The organism is Corynebacterium gottingense (assembly GCF_002285125.1).
In the GTDB taxonomy this organism is placed as follows: Bacteria; Actinomycetota; Actinomycetes; order Mycobacteriales; family Mycobacteriaceae; genus Corynebacterium; species Corynebacterium gottingense.
The window spans coordinates 1-25,735 of sequence record NZ_NSGN01000002.1; the positions used below are offsets into that span (position 1 = coordinate 1).

Consider the following 25,735-nt stretch of genomic DNA (forward strand, 5'->3'; position numbering starts at 1 on the left):
TCACAAGCAGCGCCACCGGCACACACCAACCACACAAAACGTGCAGCCAGCACAACACAGGCACGCAACCAATCCACAAACAAAAGTACATTGGCACACTATCGAGTTCTCAAACAACACACGCACACCAGACCAACCAGTCAAACACAACCAATCAGTGCTCGGCAGCGGAAAACAACGTTACACACAAGGTAAACAAAAGTCAAAATCGAGGAAAACCTCAACCAAACTCAAGCAACCAAGCCGGCAACACTGTGAAATTATCCCGTTCCCACCGAGCGACTCACTCGCTCTCGGCAACGAGGAAACACTTAACCACGAACAACACAAACACGCAAACCCCCAGCACACAACAGGTTTTTGGGCAAACAAAAACCGCCAACAGCTCGCTTACACGAAAACTGTTGGCGGTTGGTAGCGGTGAGGGGCTATCCCACCTTCTTGGCACCGGCGAAGTTCTTCTTCCCGCGGCGGAGGACCAGCCACGCGCCGTGCAGCAAGTCGTCACTTCCGGGCTTCCAGTCCTCGGATGCCACCCGCTCGTTGTTCACGTAGATGCCACCCTCCTTGATCGAGCGACGGGCAGCGCCCTTCGAATCGGCAAGGCCTGCGCCAATGAGCAGGTCAACAATGGTGGTCTCCGCATCGCGGAACTCGAACACCTGGGTCTCCGAAACCGCGGAAGCGAGCGTCTTCTCGTCCAGGTCGGTCAGTTCCGCCCGCCCGAACAGCGCCTGCGAAGCCAGCTCAACAGCTTCGCGGGCTTCGCGGCCGTGAATGAGGTCCGTCATCTCCTGTGCAAGACGCTTTTGAGCCTCACGCTTGAACGGTCGCTCCTCCACCTCAACCGCAAGGCGATCGAGTTCTTCCTGGTCCAGGAACGTAAACCAGCGCAGGTAGCGGATCACGTCGGCATCAGCGGTGTTCACAAAGTATTGGTACCACTTGTACGGGCTGGTCATCTCGGGATCGAGCCACAGCGAGCCGCCACCAGTGGACTTGCCAAACTTCTTGCCCTCGGAGTCGGTGACCAGCGGCACCGTCAGCGCGTGCACCTGCTCGCCGTCCATGCGACGGTTCAAGTCCACACCAGCGACAAGGTTGCCCCACTGGTCACCTCCACCAACCTGCAACACGCAGTCGTGGTTGCGGCGAAGCTGCACGTAGTCATTCGCCTGCAGCAGCATGTAGGAAAACTCGGTGTACGAGATGCCGTCGTTTTCCAGGCGGCGCTTCACCGTGTCGCGGCCAAGCATCGTGGACAGGGAGAAATGCTTGCCCACGTCGCGGAGGAAGTCGATGACCGACATGTCCTTCGTCCAGTCGTTGTTGTTCACCAACAACGCGCCGTTCTCGCCCTCAAAGGAGACGAACCGCTTGAGCTGACCGCTGATACGTCCAGCCCAATCCGCAACTGTGTCGGAGGAGTTCATGGTCCGCTCCCCTACGTCGCGGGGATCACCAATCATGCCTGTGGCGCCGCCCGCCAGCACGATCGGTCGGTGCCCAGCCTCCTGGAAGCGCCGCAGCATGAGCAACGGCACGAGGTGGCCGGCATGCAGCGACGGGCCAGTCGGGTCGAAGCCGCAGTACAAGCTGATCGGCGATTCCGTCGCGGCGCGCAGTGCGTCCAGGTCGGTGGACTGGTTGATCAGTCCGCGCCATTCGAGTTCTTCAACAATGTTTGTGCTCATCGGTGTCCTTCGCGCGTGGAAAAGCGCAGTTGTCTCGGGTAGTTGAATTCAGCTGCTGGGGTGAGGTCTTAGGCTGCGGGATAGGGCTCGGCTTCGTCGATAAGCAGCACCGGGATCCCGTCGTCGATGCGATACGCGATGTTGAGGCGCTCGTTGACCAGCAGCTGTTCGTCTTCCCTGTATGTCAGTGGGCCCTTGTCCTTCGGGCAGGCCAGGACGTCAAGGAGTTTCGGATCGAGACTCATGGGGTTCATCCTACTTGTACGGGCTCGTCCCCGACGTGTCGGGATCGGAGGGAGGGTCAACGGCGGCGTCGTCAAGCGAAACGGGCCCCTGCAGCGCCTCCTTGAGGTACGAAGCCTGCGAATCCAGGGCGCGGAGGTTGTTGTCCAGGATGCCGTGCTTGACGCGGTTAACCGCGTCGTACATCGTACGCAGCGAATCGATGCAGCGCATCGACGCCTCGCGCCCGCGGTACTGGGGCGCCTTGAGGTAGGTGTCGACAACCTCGGGGAGGTAGACCTTTGACACGTTGTACACGGTCTGCTGGTGCTCAGGAGTCGGCGTCAGGCTCTCCCACTGCGAGAGCACGAAGCGGGTGACCGACTGCAGCTTCATCGCCTCGTTGTACACCGGCGGTGGCACGTTCGCGCGGTGCAGTTTGGCCAGGTTTTCCTTGATTGACTCATCAATCATCGACTCGGTCGAAGTCGTCTCAGCCGCCGGGAGCGCCTTTTGGCTATTCGACGGCGTGAGCAACGCACCCGCCCCGTACGCGACTCCGGCGGCGACCGCCCAGGGAATCACTCCGAGCGCCCCCACCAGGCCGAAGACGGCGAACGCCCCGGTGGTGACCGCGGCCGCGATCATGCCAACCTGGTTTTTCGGCGAGGCGAAATAGTCCCATTTACTGGTAGCCACGGATCTCCTTAAACGTCTCGGCCAAGTCGCCGTTCTGGGCGTCGAATACCTTACCGCCGGTGAGCTGAGCCAACTGCTCCATCTCGCCCCGGTTCGCTTCACCGTACAGGATCACAAAGACCGGGATACCAGACCATTCGGGGTGCTGCCCGTAATCCGCAACGAACTGATCGTAGAACGGTTCGGCGGTCGCCTGCCCGTCGGACAGGAGCACGACCGTGGGAGTCCGGGTCTTCTCGTTCTGGTCCTGCGTCGACTCGCTCTTCGCCTTCGCCGCAGCTTGCTGGGTAAGCACCTGCTCAAGCGCGGCGTAGGTCGCGGTGTACCCGCCCGGCTCGAGGTTGTTCACAAAGGCGTCAAGGTTTTCGCGGGACGCGGGGTCCGCATCAGCAATGACACTTGAGGCGCCTTCCTCCAGTGCATCATTGAACGGCAGGAGCTCGACGCTTTCCCTGTCGCGGAAGGAGACATCACCGGTCGACGTGGCAGCAGTGCCGCCGATGAGCTCGTGCATGATCCGCTTCAGCGACGCAAGGCGCTCGCCCTCCATCGAGCCGGAGGTGTCCAGCAGGAATGTCGATTGGCCGGGCATGCGGAACTCGCCGTTGTACTTGTCCAGCAGCTGCGCCGTGACGTTCTCCGTGGCCGGGAACGGCAGCTCGATCGGCGTGTGCCGCGCGAGCTCAGCGGGCAGAGTATCGACGCCCTGCACCGGGCGCCGGTACGTATCCGCCACCTCTTGCTGGTGTTCCTGGAACCAATCCGCAAGCTCACGGACCGCCTCGCCCGAGCCCGTATTCTGCGGGTGCTTGAGCGCACTGAGCGGGTAGTCCGCGGTGATGGTTCCGTCGGCGGGGACCACCACCTCGATGTCCTGCCCTGCCTTCTTCAACTGGAAGAGCGTCGACTCGTAGTTGAAGATCGCGTCCGCCTTCGTCGGATCCTGCGCGAACGTGTCCGCGAGCCAGCCGGAGGACCCAGACGAAACCGTCTGGGAGGAGAAGAACGTTTGCAGCTGCGGGGCGACCCGGTTGATGTCCTCCTCCGTCAGCGCGAGCCCGGTATCGGCCAGCGCCGTCGCGGCAGAGACCACCGTGGAAAAGCCGGAGTTCGACGCCGTGGGGTCGGTCATTCCGAAGGACAGCTCGCCGGCATCGGCGGCGGCAACGAGGTCGTCCCAGGTCGGCGGGTTGTCAACCCAGCCCTTCTGTTGCGCCAGATCGCTGCGAACTCCTAGCGCGATCGGGGAATTGGCCAACGGGTACTGGTCCGCCAGCGCGTCAGAGGCGCCGATCAGGTCCGCGTAGCGGTTGGTGGCAAACCAAGTGGCGTCGTACGTGCCGTCGTACCCACCGTCCTTCAGGCCCTGTGAGTTCTCCAAGGTGCCACCGTCGTAGCTCACGCTGATGTCCATTCCCAGGTCATCAGCCGCCTGTTGGATCAACGGTTCAAGATCCTTCAGCTCGGTCGCAGCGAGAATGTGCAGCGATGCATCACCACTCCCACCGGACCCACCCGATCCTCCCAGGCCACCGGATTCACCGCCGAGGTTCATGCAGCCGGCGGTGGCAGTCACCATGAACAGCGCGGAAAGAACGGCAAGTAGTTTCTTCATAGGGTGGCCTCCTCATTGGCTGGTGGTTGTCCGCTGTAGCGTTGCCCGACGGCGTCGAGAAGCTGCTCGAGGCGATCGAAGGTCGGTGGGTCGACACTGTTGACGTAGTCGGACGGCGCGGGCAGTCCGTGCGCTTGGAGCTCGTCCGCGAGCGAGCCGCTCTCAGCCGGGCGAAAACCGTGCTTCGCAGCGAGTCGCTGCAATTCCGGATCAGTACTCAGCAGGCGGCCGAGCTCCTTGCCCTTGTCCGAGATGCCGACGATGCCGTGGTTTGCCACCACGGTCGGCTCGAGGCGCAGGAGGACCATGTCGTCGCGAACGCGCGAGTTGTCCTTCATCTGCTCGCCAAGGAACTGGGCCTCGTAGACCAGGACCAGCGGCGTCGAGCCCATGCCCTGGCTCAGGTAGTCGCGGAAGGGCGCGGAAGAAGACGATTCCGAGTACCCCTGCCCCACGAAGAACGGCGAAATTTTGTCCACCAGTTCCTCGGTGCTCATCCCCGGTTTTTCCTGCTCAAACTGCCAGGTCAGCAGCGAGAGGTACATGGCAGCGGAGTTTGAGGTGCGAATGTCCGTCGTGCTCACCTGCACCTGGCGCGGGGACGGGAAAGTGTCGCCGAGGTCGCGCCACCGCTTCCCGCTTTCGGCGAGCTTGATGTACGCGCCCATGTCAAAGGCGTAGCCGTCGCCCGTGTTGCGCACCACGCCCTCCAGCTCGAGCAGGTCCACGATCGGCTGCCAGGTGGCGATGGCCATCGGGGTAAAAAACGGGTAGTCCACCGAGTAGCTGCCGCCCTGGCTCTTCACCTTTTGGGCTGCCGGTCCGGACGACGGGAAGACAAAGTCCTGCTTGTCCAGGTCAGTGTTCGTCGCGATTTGGCGCGAGCCCGCGGTGGAAAACTTCACGGTGTAGCCGAGCTCCGCGAGCCGGCTTTTCACTTCCGGGTCCTCGAAGTAGTCGCGCTTCTCCGAGCCGATGATGCCCTCTACGGTGGTGGTTCCGGCGCCACCACCTTCGCCGCCTCCGAAGTTCAGCCAGCGTATCGCGTTGTTCTCGCCGCGGGCGTCGCTCAGCGCAAGCCCGATCATCACAATGAGCACAACCGCGATGATGATCGAGACTATTGCAGAGAAAGACCGCTTCCCTCCGTTGGTGTCGCTCATGCACTCAGCATAAGGGCTGCGCGGTTGTGGCGCAGGTCATTGCGCCAATGCCGAGGTTACGCGCCGCGCACCGGCGCCTCCGCCCACGCGCGGAATGCCGCGTTCGCCTCGGAAACGCGCTGCCGCTGCTCGTCCACGCGCACCTTGGCGGTACCGCCGCGGGTATCGCGGGATGCCACGGCCCCGTCGATCGTGAGGACTTCACGGACCTCGGGGGTCAGTCGCTTATCGACGCCCACCAGCTCCTCATCCGTCAAATCGATGAGGTCCACACCACGCTCCTCGGCGATGCGCACACACGCGCCCGACGCCTCGTGCGCTTCGCGGAACGGCACACCCTGGCGCACCATCCACTCCGCGAGGTCCGTCGCCAGCGTGAAGCCGGCGGGCGCGAGCTCGCGCATGCGGTCCTCGTGGAAAACGAGCGTGGAGACGAGCCCGGTCATCGCGGGCAGCAGCACCCGCAGCTGGTTGACCGAATCGATCACCGGCTCCTTGTCCTCCTGCAGGTCGCGGTTGTACGCCAACGGCATCGCTTTCAGCGTGGCGAGCAGGCCGGTCAGGTTGCCCAGAAGACGGCCCGTCTTGCCGCGAGCCAGCTCCGGCACGTCCGGGTTCTTCTTCTGCGGCATGATCGAGGACCCGGTGGACCAGGCGTCGTCAAGCGTGATGTAGCCGAACTCAGGGGTCGACCACGCGATGAGCTCCTCGGACAGCCGCGAAATGTCCACGGCAATCTGGGTGAGCACGTAGGCGGTCTCCGCCGCGAAGTCGCGCGAGGCGGTGCCGTCCAGCGAGTTGTCGCATGCGGAGTCGAAACCGAGCTCGGTCGCGATCGCTTCAGGGTCCAGGTGCAGCGACGAGCCCGCCAGCGCGCCCGAGCCGTAAGGCGAGACAGCGAGACGCTTGTCCGCGTCCTGGATCCGCTCGAGATCGCGCAGCAGCGGCTGCGCGTGCGCCAGCAGCGAGTGCGCAAGCAGGATCGGCTGCGCCGCCTGGAAGTGGGTCTTGCCCGGCATGATCGCGTCCGGGTGCGCGGCGGCCTGGTCGACGAGCGCATCGATGAGCGCGCTGACCTCGACGGCCACGCCGCGCAGCGCGTCACGGCACCACATGCGGAACATCGCGGCGACCTGGTCGTTGCGGGAACGGCCGGCGCGCAGCCGTCCGCCCACCTCGGGGCCGACCCGCTCGATCAGTCCGCGCTCCATGGCGCCGTGGACGTCCTCGTCCGTCGGGGCCGGGACGAAGGAGCCGGCCGCCACGTCGCGCCCGAGCTGGTCGAGACCGTCGAGCATGGTGTGCAGGTCAGCGTCGGAAAGCAGCCCTGCCTTGTTGAGCACCTTCGCGTGCGCCTTGGACGCGAGCACGTCGTAGGGTGCGAGGACCCAGTCAAAGTGGGTGGACACGGAGAGCGCGAACATCGCTTCCGAGGGGCCGCCGGAGAAGCGGCCGCCCCACAGCGCGCCTTCGTTGGTCTTGTGCTGTTCCATGGCTACTTTTCCTGCTTCTCCTGGGCGCCGGCCTCGCGGTCGCGCTTGTTGGCAATCTGGGAGGACAGGCCGTGCAGGCGCACGAAGCCCTTGGCCAGGGTCTGGTCGAAGGTATCGCCGGTGTCGTAGGTGGCCAGGTTGAAGTCGTAGAGGGAGTGGTTGGAGCGGCGGCCGTTGACGGTCGCCTTGCCCGCGTGCAGCTCCATGCGGATGTCGCCGGTGACGTGCTCCTGGGTGGAGTCGATGAAGGCGTCGAGCGAGCGCTTCAGCGGGCCGAACCAGAGGCCGTCGTAGACCTCCTCGGACCAGCGGGCGTCGATAAGGCGCTTGTAGCGCGCAAGCTCACGCTCAACGGTGACGTCTTCAAGCGCCTTGTGCGCGGTGATCAGCGCAACCGCGCCCGGTGCCTCGTAGACCTCGCGGGACTTGATGCCCACCAGGCGGTCCTCGACCATGTCCAGGCGGCCGATGCCCTGCGCGCCGGCGCGACGGTTGAGCTCCTCGATGGCCTCGAGCACGGTGACCTTACGGCCGTCGATGGCAACGGGCTTGCCGCCCTCGAAGGAGATGATGATCTCGTCCGGCGCGTTGCCCATCGCCGGATCCTCGGTGTATGCGTAGAGGTCCTTTGTCGGCGGGTTCCACAGGTCCTCGAGGAAGCCGGTCTCGACGGCGCGGCCCCACACGTTCTGGTCGATGGAGAACGGTGACGCGGCGGACTGCTCGATCGGCAGGTCCTTGCCCTCGGCGTACTCGATTGCCTTATCGCGCGTCCAGGCGAAGTCGCGAGCCGGGGCCACGATCTCCAGGTCGGGGTCCTGGTTGAGGAAGCCGACCTCGAAGCGGACCTGGTCGTTGCCCTTGCCGGTGCAGCCGTGGGCAACGTGGGTGCCGCCGTGCTCCTGGGCGGCCTTGACCAGGTGCTTGACAATCAGCGGGCGCGAAATCGCGGAGACCAGCGGGTACTCACCCTGGTACATGCCGTTCGCCTTGATGGTGGGCAGGCAGTAGTCCTCAGCGAACTCGTCCTTCGCATCAACGACGATGGACTCGACGGCGCCGCAATCCAGGGCGCGCTGGCGGACGGACTCCATGTCCTCGCCGCCCTGGCCCAGGTCGAGGGCGACTGCGACGACGTCGGCATCAAGCATTTCGCCCAGGTAGGAAATGGCGACGGAGGTGTCCAGACCGCCGGAGTATGCGAGTACGACGCGATTGCTCATGAGAAGTAGCTCCTTCAATAATGTTCGAGGTTGTTCAAGTTGTGACACACCCGGTTACTGAGGTTACCCGGGGATGTGCGTTTCCTGTGACCCGCTGCTGCGGAACACGCTATTCGTTGGCGGGGTGCGCGTGGCCGAAGATCTTTTCGCCCAGTTCCTTGCCGCTGAGCGGCTCCCGAGCCAGGACAAAGATCGTGTCGTCGCCCGCGATGCAACCCACGACTTCGTCGAGGCCGACGCGGTCGATGTAGCTGGCCAGGTACTGCGCGGCGCCGGGAGGCGTGCGCAAGACCGTGGTGTTGCCGGTGTAGTCCACCGAGACGACAAGCTCCTCGATCATGCGGCGCAGCTTGTCCCGCGGCCCGGTCTGTACGACGGAGAGCGACCCCGTGTCAGAGGTCACCGTGTAATACGCACGGCCGCCCCCAAGGGGACGGATCTTTTTCGCCCCGAGCTCATCCAGGTCGCGCGACAGCGTCGCCTGGGTGATGTCGATGCCGTCGGCCTGCAAGAATTCGGAGAGTTGCGCCTGCGAAGACACCCGTGTGCTCCCGATGATCTCAAGGATGCGGGCCTGTCGCGCCGTGCGCGATACGGGTTGGGTCATACCTGGTGTTCCTCCTCGTCTTGGTGTTCCATGAGCCACGCCAGCAATGCCTTCTGGGCGTGCAGCCGGTTTTCCGCCTCGTCGAACACGCGCGATTGCGCGCCGTCGATCACCTCCGCCGTGACCTCGTTGCCGCGGTACGCAGGTAAGCAGTGCAAGAATACGGCATCCTCCGACGCGCGTGCCATGACCTCCGCGTTGACCTGGTAGGGCAAAAACGGGGTCCGACGATCCAACCCGTCGTCCTCCATGCCCATGGACACCCACGTGTCGGTGATGACCACGTCCACGCCGTCCACCGCGGCCAGGTCGGTGCCCACCGTGACCGTCGCGCCGGTCAGTTCGGCGCGCTCGCGTGCCCGCTGCACAAACTGCTCCTTAGGCTGGAACCCCTCGGGCGCGACGATGGCAATGTCCACCCCCGCGGTGGCGAACCCGAGCATGTAGGAATTCGCCATATTGTTGTCGCCGTCGCCCAGGTACGCGGCGCGCAGCCCCTTGAGGCGGCCGAAGTTTTCCTGAATAGTCTGCAGGTCCGCGAGGATCTGGCAGGGGTGCAGGTCATCCGACAGCGCGTTGACCAGCGGGACCGTCGCGGTCTCGGCCATCGCGTGGAAGTTGTCATGCGCGTAGGTGCGCCACACGATCGCGTCAACGAACCGCGACAGCACCGCCGCCGTGTCCTGCAGCGTCTCCCCCTTCCCCATCTGGGAGTTGGATGTGTCCGTGATAATCGCGTTCCCGCCCATCTGGTGGATGCCCACGTCGAAGGAGAAGCGGGTCCGTGTGGACGTCTTGTCAAAGAGCACGGCCACAGACTTCGGCCCCTCGAGCGGGCGGTTCGCGTACGGGTCGCGCTTCATCTCAGCGGCGAGCGCGAGCACCTCGGCCTGCTCGTCCGGCGTCAAATCGTCATCAGCCAAAAAGTGCCTGGTCATGAGTCGTTCCTTTCGTTCTCGGTGGCGTCGGCAAGCGCGAGCGCGATGCGCTCAACGGCCGCATCAATCTCATTGTCCGTGATGATGAGGGGCGGCGTGAGTCGCACCACGCTTGTCGACGGAGCGTTCACAATCACTCCCCGCTCCAGCCCCTTCGCCACCACGTCCTTGGCCACGGGCCGGTCGAGCACCACCCCGAGCATAAGGCCGCGGCCGCGCACCTCCTGCACGCCGTCCAACGCCGCGACCGACGCAGCGAGCTTCTCCCCCTTGCGGCGCACCTCCGCGAGGAAGGCGTCATCAACAGTGTCCAGCACCACGTTCGCCGCAGCGCAGGCGACGGGGTTGCCGCCAAAGGTCGTGCCGTGCGAGCCCGGGGTGAACAGCTCCGCGGCCTTCCCGCGCGCCAGGACCGCGCCGATGGGCAGGCCGGCGCCGAGCCCCTTAGCCATGGTCACCACGTCCGGGACGATGCCTTCGTGCTGGAACGCAAAGAAGTCTCCGGTGCGTCCGATGCCGGTCTGGACTTCGTCGATAAGCATGAGCGCCCCGGACTCGTCGCACAGCTGGCGGACCTGGGTGAGGAAATGCTCGGGCGCGGGGATGACGCCGGTTTCGCCCTGGACCGGCTCGAGGATGATCGCCGCGGTGTCACCCGGGTTTACGGCCACGAGTTTGCGCAGGTAGTCGATGTCGCCGTAGGGGTAGAACTCCACGCCGGAGGGCAGGGGCTCGAACGGCGCGCGCTTCTCGGGCTGGCCGGTAAGCGCGAGCGAACCCATCGTGCGGCCGTGGAAACCGTTCACCGCGGCGAGGACGCGCGAGCGCCCAGTCAAGCGAGCAAGCTTGAACGCAGCCTCGTTCGCCTCGCCGCCCGAGTTGCAGAAGAACAGTCGCGCAGCATCGTCGCCACACCGCGCCTTGAGCTTCTGTGCGGCCTGCACCACCGGCTCGGAGGCGAAGAGGTTGGAGACGTGGCCCAGCTTGCCAATCTGTTCGGTGACAGCGTCGATCACCGCCGGGTGGGCGTGGCCCAAGGAGTTGACCGCGATGCCAGCCAACATGTCGATGAACTCGGCTCCCTGCGGGCCAAAGACCCGTGCGCCCTCGCCGCGGGCGAGCTCCACGGGCGGCGTGCCGTAGGTGTTCATGAGCGTGTCGCCCCAGGCCGCGAGCGCTGGTTGCGCGGAGTGCGTCTGCTCGGTCATGCGTTTTCATCCTTCCTGAACACAGTGGTGGCCGTGCCCTCCGGGTAGTTGTTCACGTCAAAAGCGTCCGGGAACACCATGGTGCCGATACCGCCCTCGGTGAGCAGCTCCAGCAGCACGGAGTGGGCAATGCGGCCGTCAATCACGTGGGCAGCGCGCACTCCCCCTTTCACCGCCGTCAGGCAGGCCCCCATCTTGGGGATCATGCCGGAATCCAGGTCTGGCATCATGCGCTCGAGCTCCCCGACCTGGATCTTGGACAGGAGCGAGTCTTTGTCCGGCCAGTCGGTGTAGAGGCCCTCCACGTTGGTGAGCACAACCAGGCGCTCCGCACCGATCGCCTTGGCCAGCGCGCCGGCTGCCTCGTCGGCGTTGATGTTGTACACGTCGCCGCTCTCACCTGGCGCGATGCCGGAGACGACAGGGATCCGGCCGGCCTCAATGATGTCCATCACTGCAGAGGGGTTCACGTCCGTGATCGAGCCGACCAGGCCGATGTCAGTGGGTTGCCCGTCCACGTCGACAAGCCTGCGCTTCGCGGTAAACAGCCCGGCATCCTCGCCGGAGGTCCCCACCGCGTATGGGCCGTGCGAGTTGATCTTGCCCAACAGGTCGCGGCCGACTTGGCCGAACAGGACCATGCGAACCACGTCGAGGATCTCCGGCGTGGTGACGCGAAAGCCACCAACAAACTCCCCCCCATCGAGGCCCAGCCGCTTGAGCATCGCCGAAATCTGCGGCCCGCCGCCGTGCACGACAACGGGTTTAGCGCCAACCGTGCGCAGAAACACCATGTCCGCGGCGAACGCGGCCTTCAGCTGCTCATCAATCATGGCGTTGCCGCCGTACTTGACCACGACGATCTTGTCGCGGTAGTGCTGCAGCCACGGGAGGGCCTCCGCGAGGACGTGTGCGCGGTCCTCGCTGCTGAGATGCTTCAGGGGTTTCAGCGGCTGCGCCGGAGTTGGTTCGCTCATTGCTTCGTTGCCCTTCCAACTAGGAGCTGTACGCGGAGTTGATCTCCACGTAGTCATGGGACAGGTCGGTGGTGTGGACCGTCGCGGTGCCCGGGCCCCCGGTCCCCAGGTCCACGCGGACGTCGATGTCCACGCCGGAGAGGTCGACATCGCGCGCGCCGGGCGTTCCGGTAGAGCGCTCGCACACCGGCTGCCCGTTGAAGTACACGGCGATGTTCTCGGGGTCCATCGCTGCGTCCGCCATGCCGACCGCCGCGAGAGTGCGGCCCCAGTTCGGGTCGGAGCCGAACATGGCGCACTTGAACAGGCTGTCGCGGCCCAGCGTGCGGGCGGCGTTGAGTGCGTCGTCATCGCTCGCGGTGCCGGTCACCGTGATGTTGACGCGCTTGGTCACGCCTTCGGCGTCGGCCTGCATCTGGCGCGCCAGTGAATCGCACACCGCGTGGATCGCGCGATCCAGCTCGTCCTGGCTCGGGGTAACCCCGCTCGCGCCGTTGGCCATCACGATGACCGTGTCGTTGGTGGAGGTCGAGCCGTCAATATCGACGGTGTCAAACGTCACCTTCGTCGCCTTGCGCAGCGCGGCGTCCAGCGCCTGGGGTGTCGCGGCGGCGTCGGTAGTAATGCACACCAGCATCGTGGCGAGCGAGGGCGCCATCATGCCCACGCCCTTGCCCATCGCCCCGACCGTCCAGCCTTCGCCGCGGTAGCCAGCCTCTTTCCGCACAAGGTCCGTCGTCAAAATCGCGTCAGCCGCCGCTTCGCCCTGCGCCTCGTCGTCGCCGAGCAGGGGCAGCAGCTTTTCGACGCCACCACGCACCTTCCCCATGTCCAGCAGCTCCCCAATCAGCCCGGTCGAGCACACGGCCACCTCCGAGGGCTCGACACCGAGCGCCGCTGCGGCGAGCGCCTGGGACTCGCGCGCGTCCGCGTCGCCCTGCGCGCCGTTGCACGCGTTTGCGTTCCCGGAGTTGTACAGCACTGCGCGCAGCGCGCCGTCTGCCAGCGCCGCCTGCGACAGCTTGACCGGCGACGCCTTCACGCGATTGCGCGTAAACACCGCGGCCGCCGCGTCATTCGGGCCGTCGTTGACCACGAGTGCCATGTCCGACTTCCCCGACGGCTTGATGCCCGCCGCAGTCGCCGCGGCGCGGAACCCCTGCGGGGCGGTCACACTCAGTCGGGGCGCTTCGGCGGCATTGTGGGTACTCGGTGATGGGTGTGGGGTTTCCATGGTGTCTCGCTTTCTGTGTAAAGGTCGCCGCGCGGGTGGCGTTGTAGGGATGATCTTCCAGGTGTGCCTGGGCTAGGGGGCGACGCCCTGTCGTGGCAGGCCGGCCGTCTCGTCCAGTCCGAGGGCGAGGTTCATGCACTGCACTGCCGCGCCGCCGGTGCCCTTAGTCAGGTTGTCAATGGCGGACGTGGCGAGCAGTACTCCGGCTCCCTCGTCGACCTCAACCTGAACGTGGCACGTATTTGCACCCACGACGTGCTGCGTCTGCGGGTGCGCGCCTTCCGGGAGGACGTGCACGAACGGTTCGTCGCCGTACGCCGACTCGTACGCCGCGCGAGCGGTGGCGTCGTCGATCCCGCTGCGTAGCGGCATGGTCACGGTGGTGAGAATGCCGCGCGGGAGCGGTGCCAGGACCGGGGTGAAGCTCACGGTGACGTCCTCATCCGTGGCCTCGGCGATGTTCTGCGCGATCTCCGGGGTGTGCCGGTGCGCGCCTGCGGTCTTGTACGTCTTAAGCGAGCCCATCGTCTCTGCGCCAAGCATGGCGACGGACGCTTTCTTGCCGCCGCCCGAGACCCCGGTGATAGCCACAACGCGGAGGTCGGGTACCGCCAACCCCGCTGCAACGGCCGGGTAGGCGGCGAGGGTCGCACCCGTTGGGAAGCAGCCGGGTACGGCGACGCGGGTCGCGCCGCGCAGCTGGTCACGGTGGCCGGGCATCTCCGGAATACCGTAGGGCCAGCTGCCCGCGTGCGCGCAGCCGTAGTAGCGCTGCCACGCGCCGGCATCACGGAGACGGAAATCCGCCGCGCAATCGATCACGATCGTTGTGTCCGGCAGCTTCGCGCCAATTTCGGCTGAGACCCCGTGCGGCAGCCCAAGGAAGACGACGTCGTGCCCGCCGAGCACCTCCACAGAGGTCGGCTCGATGACCCGATCCGCCAACTGCGGCAGGTGTGGCATCAGCTCGGCGACGGACTGCCCCGTCGTGGAGTTTCCGGTCAGTGCGCCGATAGTGAGGTCGCCCGACTCGTACAGGGGGTGGCGCAGGAGCAGGCGGAGGATTTCTCCGCCTGCGTACCCCGTCGCCCCGGCGACTGCTACGTTCAGTGTCATACAGACACCCTACGCTTTTATGCAGTCGGCTGCAAATTATTCATTCTTGGTTTAGCCACGCATCTCGGCACCGAAGCGGGCCTTGGCCGCCTCCGCCGCCGCGAGGCGGGCCTCGGAAGCCTCGTCCTCGGTGAGCGTGCGGTCCGGTGCGCGGAACACCAGGCCAAACGCCAGGGACTTCTTGGCTTCGCCGAGCTGTTCGGAGCGGTAGACGTCGAAAAGCGTGACGCCCTCGAGCAGCTCACCTGCCCCCTCTTCGAGGACCCTGCGGACCTCCTCGGTCGGCACTGCCTCGTCGACGACGAGCGCGATGTCCTGGTGCAGCGCCGGGTAGACGGAAAGGATGGGGGCCGGGAGGACCTCCGCAAACGGCAGCGCGGAGAGGTCGAGCTCCATCGCGCACACGCGCGGCGGCAGCTCGAGCGCCTCCAAAATCTGCGGGTGAAGCTCGCCGGCGTGCCCCACGACGGTCGCGCCGACGCGCAGCTCAGCGCAGCGGCCCGGGTGCCACGGCAGGTACTCCGCAGAGGCAACCGTGAGCTCAACGCCTGCGGCGCGGGCCACGACCTGCGCCGACTCGAGCGCGTCTGCCCAGGTGTAGGCACGAGCCTGGCCGAACGGGCCTGCCTCCTCGGCGTTGCCCAGCGCGACGGTTGCCACATGCAGCGGCTGGTGCGGCACCGAATCCAGGATGCCCGAGATGGTCGCCCCGTCGGGGCGAGCTTCCACGCTGGGCAGCGGCGAGGCTTCCGCGCGCTTGAACGCCGTTTGCGCCACCGAGTACATCGCGATGTCAGCGCGACCGCGTGCCACGTTCTTCCCTACGGCCTCGAGCATCGCCGGCAGCAGCGTCGTGGCGAGCACTCCGTAGTCAGTATCCAGCGGGTTCTGCACCTTCACGGTGTTGCGACGCGGGTCTTCCTCGTCCAGGCCCCAGGTGTCGAAGGTGCTGTTTGCCATGAACGGGGTGGGGATAATCTCGGCGTAACCGGCGTAGGCCAGCGCGTGCGTCACGGCGCGGCGGCGCTGCTGCGCCGGAGTCAGACCGCGGCCACCGCGCGGGGTGGGCAGGAGAGACGGGATGTCGTCCAGCCCTTCCAGGCGCACGATTTCCTCGATCAGCTCGACCGGGACGGTGAGGTCGCCGCGCCAGGTGGGCGGGGTGACAGCCAGGATGCCCTCGGCCGCCTTCTCCACGGCTTCCACGATGCAGCCGACCTCCTCCAAGCGGCGCACGACCGTCTCCTCGGCGTACTCGACGCCGATGAGCTTGGACGGCGCGGCCACCGGCAGTTCAATGGCCTCGCGCTGCGGGACCGCGCCGACGAGGGTGCGTCCGGACGCGATCTCGCCGCCAGCGATGCTGGTCAGCAGCGCGCACGCAACGTCCAGGGCTACCTCCACGATGGCCGGGTCGACGCCACGCTCGAACCGGCGCGACGCCTCCGAGCTCAGCTTGTGGTGGCGCGCCGTCTTCGCCACCGTGAGCTCGTCCCAGCTGGCGGCCTCGAAGTACACGTTTACCGTCTCGTCCGAGATCTCAGAGGTGACGCCACCCATCACGCCCGCGAGGGACTGGATGCCCGCGTCGTCGGTGATGACCACGTCGGAGTCCAGCAGGGTGCGCTTCGTGTGGTCCAGCGTCTCAAATTCCTCGCCCACCGACGCGTTGCGCACGTGCAGGTTGCCGGAGATCTTGTCCGCGTCAAAGGCGTGCATCGGCTGGCCGAGGAGCAGCATGACGTAGTTGGTCACGTCAGTCGCCGCGTTGACGGAGCGGATGCCGGAGAGCATGAGCTCGCGCTGCATCCAGAACGGGGCCTTCGCTGCCGGGTCAATGCCCTCGACCTTGGCCAGCCCGAAGCGGCGAGCGCGGGTGGAGTCGTCCACGGTGACGTCGATAAGCGAACCCTGCACTGCGGGGACCTGCGAGGTGTCTACGGCTGCGACCTGCGGGTCCGCGGCGGGATCGGTGAACGTGAGGTCGAACGCGGAGGCGATCTCGCGGGTCAGGCCGCGCGCGGAAAGCGCGTAGCCACGGTCTGGGGTGATGTTGACGTCAAAGATCGTGTCATCGAGCTGGAGGATCTCGCGGGCATCATCGCCCGGCTTGCCCATACCCTCGGGCAGGGTGATGATGCCGTCGCTCTTCGTGGTGATGCCGAGCTCCGCGGCGGACGCCATCATGCCGTTGGAGATGTGGTCGTAGGTCTTGCGCGCGGAGATGGCAAAGCCACCCGGCAGGACCGCGCCCGGCAGCGACACTACGACGTAGTCGCCGAGCGCGAAGTTACGCGCACCGCAGATGATGCCCTGCAGCTCGCCGGTGCCGTTCGCGTCGCCGACGTCGACCTGGCAGTAGCGGATCGGCTTCTTGAACCCGGTGAGCTTCTCAATCTCGGCGACGCGTCCCAGCACGAGCGGGCCGGTAGTCTCCTCGATCGGCGCGTAGCCCTCCGTTTCGAAGCCCACGCGGACGAAGCCTGCGTCCAGCTCCTCGTCGGTGACGGTCCAGCCCTCGTTGCCCGCGTTGCGCAGCAGGCGAGTGATCCAGTTCTTGGAAATCAGCATTGTTGTCCTTGTCCCTTCTCTCCTATTGCCTGCTTACGCCTGCACGCCGAACGGCAGGGTGAAGCGCACGTCGCCCTCGACCATGTCGCGCATGTCCGTCAGCCCGTTGCGGAACTGCAGGGTGCGCTCCAGGCCCATGCCGAAGGCAAAGCCCTGGTACTCTTCCGGATCCACGCCGACAGCGCGCAGCACGTTCGGGTTGACCATGCCGCAGCCGCCCCACTCGATCCAACCTGCGCCGCCCTTCTTGTTTTCAAACCACACGTCCACCTCAGCGCTCGGCTCCGTGAACGGGAAGTAGTTCGTACGCATGCGGGTTTTCGCCGCCGGCCCGAACAGCGTCTTGGCCAGGTGGTCCAGGGTGCCGCGAAGGTGCGCCATGGTCAGCCCCTTATCCACGGCCAGGCCCTCAATCTGGTGGAACACCGGGGTGTGCGTGGCGTCAAGCTCGTCGGTACGGAAGACGCGACCCGGGCACGCGATGTACAGCGGAACGTCACGATCCAGCATGGAGCGCACCTGCACCGGCGAGGTGTGCGTACGCATGACCTGCTTGGAGCCCGGCTCACCAATGTAGAAGGTGTCCTGCAGGGTGCGCGCGGGGTGATCCGGGATGAAGTTGAGCGCGTCGAAGTTAAAGTATTCCGCCTCAACCTCCGGCCCCTCGGCGATTTCCCAGCCCATGCCGACAAAAATGTCCGCAATCTGCTCGCTCAGCGTGGTGATCGGGTGCATCGCCCCGACCTGCCCACGAGTTGTCGGCAGCGTGACGTCCACCGCTTCTTCCTTGAGCTGCTGCGCACGGTATTCGGCCTCGCGCAGCTCGCGCAGCTGCGCAAAGCGCTTCTCGACGCGCCCGCGCGCCATATTCACCATCCGACCAGCGTCCTTGCGCTGGTCCTTCGGTAGGGTGCCCAGGGCACGCCGCGCCTGCGGGATAAAGGCCTTCTCCCCCAGATGCTGCCTATGCGCCTCTTCCAACGCCGGCAAGTCTGCCGCGTTCTCAAACGCTTCGATCGCCGCCGCGGCAGCGCTGTCTAGCGCTTCCTCGGTCAGTTGAATCTCCGGGGTCTCGGACACGCTCGTCCCTTCCACTTGTCTGGTGATATTTCAGCGCACACAAGCATACCCGGGCGCACACATCAATTGTCCGACGCCTGCAGAGACAACTTCGAGGGCGCACACGGCCCGACGCGTCGCCTAATGCTGGCCGAGCACCTTGGAGGACTCCCACATGCACATTGCTGCAGCAGTGGCGAGGTTCAATGACTCCGCGCTTCCCTTGATTGGAATTGCCACCCGGTGGTCAGCCAGTTCCAGGATCTCGTCGGGGAGCCCGTGCGCTTCGTTGCCGAAGAGCCACGCAGTCGGTTTCGCGAGCACCTCCCCCGCTGCGTCGAGGGAGACTTCACCGTCCATGGCGGTCGCGACGATTTGCAAGCCTTTGGCGCGCAACTGACCCAGGACGTCCTTGATGTTTCGTTCGCGTGCGACGGGGAGGTGGAACAGCGAACCGGCGGAGGAACGCACGACCTTGGAAGATTCCGGGTCCACCGTCTCTCCGGCAAAGATCACGGCATCCGCGCCAGTCGCATCGGCGATACGGATGATGGTGCCCGCGTTGCCTGGGTCGTTCGTTTCCACTCCTACGGCGACGAACTCTGGGGTCCCGCGCAGCGCCGCTCCAACAGTCCACAGCGACGGCTTGCACACGGCGAAGAGCCCGGTGGTGTGGACCGTATCAGACATGTGCTTCGCCGCCTGATCAGTAATGGCGTGGGTGAACACGTCCATGTAGTCCGCCGTGGTGATGATGTCCGCGAACTCGTCTGCGGCACGCTCTGTGGCAAAAAGATCGGTGGCCGCGCCCGTCGCCACGGCCGCCTCCACTGAGTTTGCGCCTTCCACCAAGAAGCGGTTCGCCTTCTTTCGGGCCTGCGCCCGGTGCAGCTTCGCCGCGTTGACGACTCGGGGGGTGCGCTCAGTAAAGGGTTGCGTGAAATCAAGGCTCATGGCCTTAGATTCTACCGGCGTGCTACCGCAACAACGGCACGCCGTCCGCGTCCGTGGAGTAGAAGCCGCTGCGCGTGCAAATTCTGACGAGGTCGCACAGCACCCAGATCCCCAGCACCCCCAACACGACAAAGCCAACCAAGAAGAACGTCGTCAACCAGCCGAAGAAGTGGAGCCCCAATTGGACAAGCCCCCGCTTGGTGTACCCCAAGTAAAAATTGTGCACACCGAAAAGCCCAAAGAAAAGGCACAGCAGGACAGCAAGGGGCCATGCGCGGGGCTGCCTCACAGGCTGCACGGATGCGGTTGAGGAGCGAAGTGTTTCGAAGTGATCCGACAGCGCGGGAGCGCTCGCGCTACCGGGTCTGCCGCCGTAGAACTGCCGGGTGCGCGCCCACTCGTTGGCAGCCGCGCCCTGCTCGTCCCAGTACCAGTCATCTGCACCATTGCCGTGTCCACTGGGGTACCCGCTCCCGTAGGGTCCACCGGTGTTGTTGTTGCTGCCGTTGTCATAGGGGTTCGTCATGTCTCACACCTTACTCAGGCACCCGAACACGCCCGGGCACGCGAAACGCCCACCCCGACCCGTTCGCAAGCGCGAGGGTGAGGTGGGCGTCGATAAGCGAAGGGTGCTTACGCAGCCTTCGGAGCGTTCACGTCCTCCGGGAGGGCGTTCTTGGCAATCTCGCAGATCGCGGAGAACGCAGCGAAGTCGTTGACGGCAAGCTCGGCGAGGATCTTGCGGTCGACCTCGACCTCGGCCAGCTTCAGGCCGTGGATGAGGCGGTTGTAGGTGATGTCGTTGAGACGAGCAGCGGCGTTGATGCGCTGGATCCACAGCTTGCGGAACTCACCCTTGCGCTTACGACGGTCGCGGTACGCGTAGGTCTGGGAGTGCAGCCACTGCTCCTTGGCCTTGCGGTACAGGCGGGAGCGCTGGCCGCGGTAGCCCTTCGCGGACTTGAGGATTGCGCGGCGCTTCTTCTTGGCGTTGACTGAACGCTTCACACGTGCCATGAGTCAAACTTCCTTTACTTATTCGGTATTTGTGCTGGTTACGGGGCGCTGGTTGAACTATGCGCGGCCAAGAAGGCGCTTCATGCGCTTCTGATCTGCCCGTGCGACGTCGGTGGTGCCGGACAGCTTGCGGCGACGCTTGGAGGACAGCGACTCGTTGAGGTGGCGCTTGCCGGCCTGCTCGCGGCGCAGCTTGCCCTTGCCGTTGACCTTGATGCGCTTTGCGGTGCCCTTGTGGGTCTTCTGCTTCATGGTAAAAGCCCTTCAGAGTTGAAAATGTGTGCTACTTCTTGCCCTTGCGAGCCGGCCCGAAGACCATCGTCATGTTGCGACCGTCCTGCTTCGGACGAGACTCGACCACGCCCAGCTCACCGATGTCGTCTGCAAGACGCTCGAGGAGGCGGTAGCCGAGTTCCGGACGCGACTGCTCGCGGCCACGGAACATGATGGTCACCTTGACCTTGTTGCCCTTCTCCAGGAAGCGCTCGACATTGCCCTTCTTCGTCTGGTAATCGTGCTCATCGATCTTCGGGCGGAACTTCTGTTCCTTCACCACGGTCTGCTGCTGGTTCTTGCGAGCCTCGCGGGCCTTCTGATCCTGCTCGTACTTGTACTTGCCGTAATCCATGATCTTGGCCACGGGCGGCTTGGCCTTCGGCGCGACCTCGACCAGGTCGAGGTCCGCGTCGTACGCCAACTTGCGGGCATCATCCGTGCGGACAATGCCCACCTGCTCGCCGGACGGGCCGACGAGGCGAACTTCCGGTACGCGGATTCGTTCGTTGATCCGAGCTTCAGCGCTGATGAGAACTCCTAAAGACGAGAATGACAATGTGATCGCTACCGAGCCCCAAGCGACGTCATCCCACACGAAAAACCCGCTAGCGTTTACGCCAGCGGGAGTTCATCCGTTCAGCACAACACACGTCTCGCGTGTGCCATACCGTTGACCCGTATCCTGCGCTGCTGCGCGGCGTGGGGTGGGAGTAACTCCACTTGCGGCCCGTACACCTGAATCAGGAGCACTGGGCGGTAGTGGTGCATATGCTAGCAGCCGTTGCGAGAGACACCAAATCGCACGCCGAGACGGGCTATTTCGATTCTCCGCACCCCGCCCCGGCAGCTAGTGCAGGACCTTTTGCAGGTACTCGCCCGTAAACGAACCTTCCACCGCTGCCACGTCCTCGGGCGTTCCCTGCGCAACCACGGTGCCGCCGCCGGAGCCGCCCTCCGGGCCCATGTCGATGATCCAGTCGGCGGACTTTACAACGTCGAGGTTGTGCTCGATAACCAGGACGGTGTTGCCCTTCTCCACCAGGCCGTTGAGCACGAGCATCAGCTTGCGAATGTCCTCGAAGTGCAGGCCGGTCGTCGGCTCGTCCAGGATGTAGATGGTGCGGCCGTTGGATCGCTTTTGTAGCTCGGTTGCCAGCTTCACACGCTGCGCCTCGCCGCCGGACAGGGTCGTCGCGGACTGTCCCAGGCGGACGTAGCCGAGGCCGACGTCGACAAGCGTGGCGAGGTACCGGTGAATGGAAGAAATCGGTTCGAAGAACTCGGCGGCCTCGGAGATCGGCATCTCCAGCACCTCCGCGATCGTCTTCCCCTTGTAGCGGACCTCGAGGGTCTCCCTGTTGTAGCGCGCGCCGCCACACACCTCGCAGGGCACGTACACATCGGGCAGGAAGTTCATCTCGATCTTGATGGTGCCGTCGCCGCGGCAGGCCTCGCACCGGCCACCCTTGACGTTGAAGGAGAAGCGGCCCGCCTTGTACCCGCGCACCTTCGCCTCCTGTGTTTCGGCAAAAAGGTTGCGAATCTTGTCAAACACGCCCGTGTACGTCGCCGGGTTCGAGCGCGGCGTGCGCCCGATCGGGCTCTGATCTACCTGGACCAGCTTGTCCAACGAGTCCAGCCCCTCCACGCGCTTGACGCGGCCGGGAACCTGGCGGGCGCCGTTCAGTTCGTTCTGCAGAGTCTTGGCCAGGATCTCGTTGACCAGGGTGGACTTGCCGGAGCCGGACACGCCCGTCACCGCGACGAGCAGGCCGAGCGGAATCTCCACGCTGACGTTATTCAGGTTGTTCTCGCGGGCCCCGACCACCTTGATCTTCCGGTCCTTATCCAGCGGTCGCCGCTGCGCAGGCACCTCGATCTTCTTGCGGCCGGCGATGTAGTCGCCGGTGAGCGAGCCTTCCGCCTCGACGAGTCCGTCGGGCTCGCCCTGGTAGACCACCTCGCCGCCGTACTCACCGGCGCGCGGGCCGATGTCGATGAGCCAGTCCGCCTCGCGGATCGTGTCCTCGTCGTGCTCCACCACCACGAGTGTGTTGCCAAGGTCACGCAGCTTCTTCAGCGTGGCGATGAGCCTGTTGTTGTCGCGCTGGTGCAGGCCGATGGAGGGCTCATCCAGCACGTACAGCACGCCAGCAAGTCCCGAGCCGATCTGCGTGGCCAGGCGGATACGCTGCGCCTCGCCGCCGGAGAGCGTCCCGGCGGAACGCGACAGCGTGAGGTAGTTCAGGCCCACGTCCAGCAGGAAGTGGAGCCTTGCCTGGATCTCGCGCAGCACGGCACCGGCGATCATCTCCTCGCGGTACCCCAGCACCAGGTGGTCCAGGTATTCCGACGCGTCCTCGATGGACAGCTCGGTCAGCCCGGCAATCGAGCGCTCGCCGTGCGTCGTGGAGTCCAAGCGCACCGCCAGGATCTCCGGCTTCAGGCGCGCCCCCTTACACGTCGGGCACGGGACCTCGCGGGTGTAAGCGAGCAGGCGCTCCTTCTGCGTGTCCGTCTCCGCCTGCTCGAGCTTCCGCTCCAGGTAGCCGATCACGCCTTCGTACGCGGCGCTGAAGGAGCGCTGCCTGCCGTAGCGGTTCTTATACCGCACGCTCACCTTGGTCTTCGAACCGTTGACCAGGTGCTTCTGCTGCGTCTTGGTCAGCGAGGAGAACGGGACGTGCGCGTCGAAGCCTTCTTCCTTGGCCAGCGCCTCGATGAGCCGCACGAAGTACTTCTTGTTCGGGCTCGAGTTCCACGGCTGGAACGCGTCGACCGCGGGGGCGTCCGGGTCCGGGATGACCAGGTCGGTGTCAATCTCCTTGCGCATCCCCAGGCCGTCGCAGGCCGGGCACGCGCCGAACGGGGAGTTGAACGAGAATGCGCGGGGCTCGTACTCCTCCACGTCCAGCTTGTGTCCGTTCGGGCAGGCCATCTTCTCCGAGAAGATCTGCACGCGATCCGGGTCGTCCGCGTCCAGGCCGACGAAGTCGAACCCGACGAGCCCGTCGGCAAGCTTCAGCGCGGTCTCGACGGAGTCGGTGAGGCGCTGCTTTTGGCTCTCCTTCACCTGCAGGCGGTCCACGACGACGTCGATCGTGTGCTTGATCTGCTTTTCCAGCTTCGGCGGCTCGGAGAGTTGGTAGGTCTCTCCGTCCACGTTCACGCGGGAATAGCCCTGGGAGGCCAGGTCTGCGAACAGGTCCTGGAACTCGCCCTTGCGCTTGCGCACGATCGGCGCGAGCACCTGGAACTTCGTGCGCTCCTCGTACTCAAGGACCTGGTCGACGATCTGCTGCGGCGTCTGCCGCTGGATCACCGCGTCGCACACCGGGCAGTGTGGCGTCCCCGCGCGCGAGTACAGCAGACGCAGGTAGTCATAGATTTCCGTGATCGTGCCCACGGTCGAGCGTGGGTTGCGGTTCGTGGACTTTTGGTCGATGGACACCGCGGGGCTGAGCCCGTCGATGTAATCCACGTCCGGCTTGTCCATCTGCCCCAGAAACATGCGGGCGTACGAGGACAGGGACTCCACGTACCGGCGCTGGCCTTCCGCAAAGATCGTGTCGAACGCCAGGGAAGACTTGCCCGAGCCGGAGAGCCCGGTAAACACGGCCATCTTGTCTCGCGGTAGCGAAATGTCGACGCCCTTGAGGTTGTGTTCGCGCGCGCCGCGCACGGTCAGCCATTCGGCCACGTCACCACGTCCCTTCCCTAGCGGTTCTCTGTGGGGTTCAGTCCTAGAAACTACCAACTCGGGCCACCCCCGAGCTATTCCCGCCCGGCTACGCTGGGGCGCCATGACGCTTTCATTGCACCAGATTTCCGTCTCCGAGATGGACAACAACTGCTACCTCATCGCTTCCCAGGGCAAGGGGCTGCTTATCGACGCCGCCGCCGACCCCGCCGCACTCCTCTCCCTCGCCAGCGACGCGGGCGTGGAGATCACCGACGTGCTCACCACGCACCGCCACCACGACCACGTCCGCGCGCTCAAGGAGGTCCTCGAAGCGACCGGCGCGACGCACTGGGCGCCGTTCCTGGACGCGCCCGCACTGCCGGCGCCGGTGGACCGCGAGCTCAAGGACGGCGACACCCTCGAGTTCGACGGCCAGCAGTTCCCCGTCATGATCCTGCGCGGCCACACCCCCGGCGGCGCGGCGCTCGCGGCGGAGATCGACGGCGCGACGAACCTCTTCGTCGGCGACTCCCTCTTCCCCGGTGGCCTGGGCAAGACGGCCTCCGAGGGCGATTTTGTCCGCCTCTTCAACGAGGTGAAAACCAAGCTGTTCGACGCCTACGCGGACGACACCATCGTCCGCCCAGGCCACGGGAAGCCGACGACGCTGGGCGAGGAACGACCCCACCTGGATGAGTGGTGGCAGCGTCGCTGGTAGCCGAGCGTTTTTCACCGAGTTTCCCCGATGAGACCGGAACGTAAGTACAGTTGTGCCCAGAAGAGTCCCGCTGTGGGCTCCAGCATGAACCTGAATAAACCACGATCAAATGAAAAGGACTGGTTTGCAAGATGATCCGTAAGATCGCTCGCCCGATGTTGGCGTCCGTTTACATCATTGACGGCGTTGAGACCGCGCTGAACCCGGCGTCGCACAAGGACGCTGCGGACTCCGCACTGAAGAAGGTGCGCTCCGTACTGCCGCGTCAGTACCGCAGCTTCCTGCCGAAGGACCCGGAGACCGCCGCCCAGATCGTGGGTGGCGTCAAGGCCGGTGCCGGTAGCCTCTTCGCCATCGGCAAGATGCCGCGCACCTCCGCGTCCCTGCTCGCCCTCTCCACCGTCCCGTCCCTGATCGGGCGCAACGCGTTCTGGGAGGCAGATGATGCGGACGACAAGGCCCGCCGCCGCACCGGCGCGCTGACCGATGTCGCACTCGCAGGCGGCGTCCTGCTGGCCACCGTCGACACGGCCGGCAAGCCGGGCCTGCAGTGGCGCGCGCAGAATGCCGCAAAGGTTGCGCGCAAGAACGTCCAGCAGGCGCTGCCCACTCAGTCCGAGACCGAGAAGACCATGAGCAAGGCCAGCGACTGGTTGTCCGACACCACCGACCAGGTCACCAGCCAGGTCACCAGCTACGTCGATGACAACAAGGACGACTGGAAGAAGGCTGCTTCCCACGCCACCGAGGTAGCCGGCGACTGGTTCGAGGACGCAAAGAAGCAGACCTCGAAGTTCCTCGCTGAGACCTCCGACCGCGCGCAGGACGCGTACAAGGACTTCGACGCGGAGAAGCTGATCGAGCAGGCTACCCCGTCCAAGCTCGAGCAGTTCCAGGCCAAGCGCAAGGTCCACGGCATTGTCGGCGACCTGCAGGGCTCCATCGATGACCTTCGCCCGAGCACCCTGGAGAAGCTCTCCGCAAAGCACAAGGTGAAGAAGAACCATGCGAAGCTGGAAAAGAAGGCACAGGGTTCCGTCGATAAGCTGCAGGCTGCGTTTGACAAGCTCGACGCTGACCCGTCTTGGATTCAGAAGCTGAAGTGGAAGCGCAAGGCGAAAAAGGCCGAGAAGCGCGCCAAGAAGTCGGTGAAGAAGCTGCAGAAGAAGCTGGGCTAATCCCCCGCTTTCGCGCACCGCGGCCCCGCCACCCCGGAATAATCCGGGCGGCGGGGCCGTTTGTTGCTTACACGGCGCGGTTTGACCGCGG

General features: G+C 65.1%; 24 protein-coding genes. 3 read left to right on the forward strand and 21 right to left on the reverse strand.

The features are described 5' to 3' along the window. On the forward strand, positions 1-418 hold a 418-nt coding region (locus CKJ82_RS11910; RefSeq protein WP_205691349.1), incomplete at its 5' end, for a hypothetical protein. A 10-nt stretch (positions 419-428) separates the two neighbouring features. Here the strand turns inward: CKJ82_RS11910 and tyrS are convergent. From tyrS to uvrA, 21 genes are all read right to left on the reverse strand, one after another. After that, positions 429-1,694, reverse strand: coding sequence for a tyrosine--tRNA ligase (gene tyrS, locus CKJ82_RS02165; RefSeq protein WP_095536854.1), 1,266 nt, complete (start codon positions 1,692-1,694; stop codon positions 429-431). Positions 1,695-1,762: 68 nt separating this feature from the next. Continuing rightward, positions 1,763-1,939: a Trm112 family protein gene (locus CKJ82_RS02170; protein ID WP_095537049.1), complete on the reverse strand. Its 177-nt coding sequence runs from the start codon at positions 1,937-1,939 to the stop codon at positions 1,763-1,765. A gap of 10 nt (positions 1,940-1,949) precedes the next feature. Next, entirely contained in the window at positions 1,950-2,615 is a 666-nt protein-coding gene (locus tag CKJ82_RS02175) for a hypothetical protein (protein ID WP_095536855.1), read from the reverse strand. Then, entirely contained in the window at positions 2,602-4,230 is a 1,629-nt protein-coding gene (locus CKJ82_RS02180) for a VWA domain-containing protein (protein WP_095536856.1), read from the reverse strand. The genes CKJ82_RS02175 and CKJ82_RS02180 overlap by 14 nt, the downstream gene beginning before the upstream one ends. Then, on the reverse strand, positions 4,227-5,393 hold the full coding sequence (locus tag CKJ82_RS02185) for a hypothetical protein (RefSeq protein ID WP_095536857.1): 1,167 nt from the start codon (positions 5,391-5,393) through the stop codon (positions 4,227-4,229). Before CKJ82_RS02185 ends, CKJ82_RS02180 begins: the two co-directional genes overlap by 4 nt. Before the next feature lie 56 nt (positions 5,394-5,449). Further along, the gene (gene argH, locus CKJ82_RS02190; RefSeq protein ID WP_095536858.1) at positions 5,450-6,886 is read right to left on the reverse strand and encodes an argininosuccinate lyase; all 1,437 of its coding nucleotides are present in this window, start codon (positions 6,884-6,886) and stop codon (positions 5,450-5,452) included. Positions 6,887-6,888: 2 nt separating this feature from the next. Beyond that, on the reverse strand, positions 6,889-8,109 hold the full coding sequence (locus CKJ82_RS02195; RefSeq protein ID WP_095278850.1) for an argininosuccinate synthase: 1,221 nt from the start codon (positions 8,107-8,109) through the stop codon (positions 6,889-6,891). Between the two features lie 109 nt (positions 8,110-8,218). Continuing rightward, positions 8,219-8,716: an arginine repressor gene (locus CKJ82_RS02200; protein ID WP_095278849.1), complete on the reverse strand. Its 498-nt coding sequence runs from the start codon at positions 8,714-8,716 to the stop codon at positions 8,219-8,221. Continuing rightward, entirely contained in the window at positions 8,713-9,654 is a 942-nt protein-coding gene (argF, locus tag CKJ82_RS02205; RefSeq protein ID WP_095536859.1) for an ornithine carbamoyltransferase, read from the reverse strand. The genes CKJ82_RS02200 and argF overlap by 4 nt, the downstream gene beginning before the upstream one ends. Then, positions 9,651-10,862, reverse strand: coding sequence for an acetylornithine transaminase (locus CKJ82_RS02210; protein WP_095536860.1), 1,212 nt, complete (start codon positions 10,860-10,862; stop codon positions 9,651-9,653). Before CKJ82_RS02210 ends, argF begins: the two co-directional genes overlap by 4 nt. After that, the gene (gene argB, locus CKJ82_RS02215) at positions 10,859-11,839 is read right to left on the reverse strand and encodes an acetylglutamate kinase (protein WP_095536861.1); all 981 of its coding nucleotides are present in this window, start codon (positions 11,837-11,839) and stop codon (positions 10,859-10,861) included. Before argB ends, CKJ82_RS02210 begins: the two co-directional genes overlap by 4 nt. A 19-nt stretch (positions 11,840-11,858) precedes the next feature. Then, positions 11,859-13,073, reverse strand: a complete 1,215-nt coding sequence (gene argJ / locus CKJ82_RS02220; protein ID WP_095536862.1) for a bifunctional glutamate N-acetyltransferase/amino-acid acetyltransferase ArgJ — start codon at positions 13,071-13,073, stop codon at positions 11,859-11,861. Between the two features lie 72 nt (positions 13,074-13,145). Beyond that, positions 13,146-14,189, reverse strand: a complete 1,044-nt coding sequence (gene argC, locus CKJ82_RS02225) for an N-acetyl-gamma-glutamyl-phosphate reductase (protein WP_095536863.1) — start codon at positions 14,187-14,189, stop codon at positions 13,146-13,148. A 51-nt stretch (positions 14,190-14,240) separates the two neighbouring features. After that, the gene (pheT, locus tag CKJ82_RS02230; RefSeq protein ID WP_095536864.1) at positions 14,241-16,760 is read right to left on the reverse strand and encodes a phenylalanine--tRNA ligase subunit beta; all 2,520 of its coding nucleotides are present in this window, start codon (positions 16,758-16,760) and stop codon (positions 14,241-14,243) included. Between the two features lie 33 nt (positions 16,761-16,793). Beyond that, the gene (gene pheS, locus CKJ82_RS02235) at positions 16,794-17,840 is read right to left on the reverse strand and encodes a phenylalanine--tRNA ligase subunit alpha (protein ID WP_095278842.1); all 1,047 of its coding nucleotides are present in this window, start codon (positions 17,838-17,840) and stop codon (positions 16,794-16,796) included. Positions 17,841-17,960: 120 nt separating this feature from the next. Then, positions 17,961-18,773 (reverse strand): TrmH family RNA methyltransferase, encoded by an 813-nt coding sequence (locus tag CKJ82_RS02240; RefSeq protein WP_095278841.1) that lies wholly within the window; start codon positions 18,771-18,773, stop codon positions 17,961-17,963. 22 nt (positions 18,774-18,795) lie between these two features. After that, on the reverse strand, positions 18,796-19,299 hold the full coding sequence (locus tag CKJ82_RS02245) for a TM2 domain-containing protein (protein WP_095278840.1): 504 nt from the start codon (positions 19,297-19,299) through the stop codon (positions 18,796-18,798). 107 nt (positions 19,300-19,406) lie between these two features. After that, entirely contained in the window at positions 19,407-19,790 is a 384-nt protein-coding gene (gene rplT / locus CKJ82_RS02250; protein WP_095278839.1) for a 50S ribosomal protein L20, read from the reverse strand. A gap of 57 nt (positions 19,791-19,847) precedes the next feature. Next, positions 19,848-20,042 (reverse strand): 50S ribosomal protein L35, encoded by a 195-nt coding sequence (rpmI, locus tag CKJ82_RS02255; RefSeq protein ID WP_095278838.1) that lies wholly within the window; start codon positions 20,040-20,042, stop codon positions 19,848-19,850. A 31-nt stretch (positions 20,043-20,073) separates the two neighbouring features. Continuing rightward, positions 20,074-20,622, reverse strand: a complete 549-nt coding sequence (infC, locus tag CKJ82_RS02260) for a translation initiation factor IF-3 (protein ID WP_205691350.1) — start codon at positions 20,620-20,622, stop codon at positions 20,074-20,076. 291 nt (positions 20,623-20,913) lie between these two features. Continuing rightward, positions 20,914-23,766 (reverse strand): excinuclease ABC subunit UvrA, encoded by a 2,853-nt coding sequence (uvrA, locus tag CKJ82_RS02265; protein WP_095536865.1) that lies wholly within the window; start codon positions 23,764-23,766, stop codon positions 20,914-20,916. A gap of 103 nt (positions 23,767-23,869) precedes the next feature. On the opposite strand from uvrA, the gene CKJ82_RS02270 reads away from it, so the two are divergent. After that, positions 23,870-24,466: an MBL fold metallo-hydrolase gene (locus CKJ82_RS02270; RefSeq protein ID WP_095536488.1), complete on the forward strand. Its 597-nt coding sequence runs from the start codon at positions 23,870-23,872 to the stop codon at positions 24,464-24,466. 131 nt (positions 24,467-24,597) lie between these two features. Beyond that, positions 24,598-25,644, forward strand: coding sequence for a DoxX family protein (locus CKJ82_RS02275; protein WP_095536487.1), 1,047 nt, complete (start codon positions 24,598-24,600; stop codon positions 25,642-25,644). Positions 25,645-25,735: the final 91 nt, after the last annotated feature.